Genomic DNA, 581 nt, shown 5'->3' with positions numbered 1-581 from the left:
GCACGCCCGCAGGCCAGTCAGCAACGCCAGCAGGGTGACCGACGCGTCCCGTGCCGTCACCACGCCCGGTGCCGCGCACGCGTCCACGACGCGGCGCACGTCATCGTCCGCGACGACGGGCACGACCGGGTGTGAGCGGCGCACCCTGGCGAGGCTCACCGCGTCGACCAGATCCCGCCGACCGGTGAACACCAGGAACGGGCGGAAGTTCGACACCACCCAGAACAACGAGCTCTTCGCATACCGGCCCAGCAAAGACTCCAGGAAACCGGTGACCGTGCCGGCTGCCGCGTCTGCCAGGCGGACGATCCCGCGGTCCTCGAGATAGACGAGGTAGCCGCGGGCGACCCGGCGATAGGCCTCACGCGTCGCATCCGCCAGCAGGCGCTCACGCATCTCGGCCTCCCACGCGGCATCGAGCCCGACGAACTCCGCGGACACCGGAAAGCGTCCGCCCCCGCCGCGCTTTCGCGGCTCCAGAGGCACTTTCCCGGTGCCCACCAGAGCGTCCAAGAGCGTCACCAGCCGTCTGTGGCTGAAGCGGCGCTGGACGCTGAACTGGCCCGTTCGCGGGCTCGTCG

At 70.9% G+C, this 581-nt stretch carries 1 protein-coding gene; it reads right to left on the bottom strand.

The genetic code is table 11. From position 1 onward, the window contains the following. Nucleotides 1–441 (bottom strand): site-specific integrase (locus IEX31_RS18545; RefSeq protein WP_505579047.1); only part of this gene is annotated, 441 nt, incomplete at its 3' end. Nucleotides 442–581 lie beyond the last annotated feature (140 nt).

Origin of the sequence: Agromyces bauzanensis (assembly GCF_014645655.1) — a bacterium.
Classification (GTDB): domain Bacteria; phylum Actinomycetota; class Actinomycetes; order Actinomycetales; family Microbacteriaceae; genus Agromyces; species Agromyces bauzanensis.
Note: the sequence above shows the minus strand (reverse complement) of the source record. Positions and strands in the feature narration are given on the sequence as shown.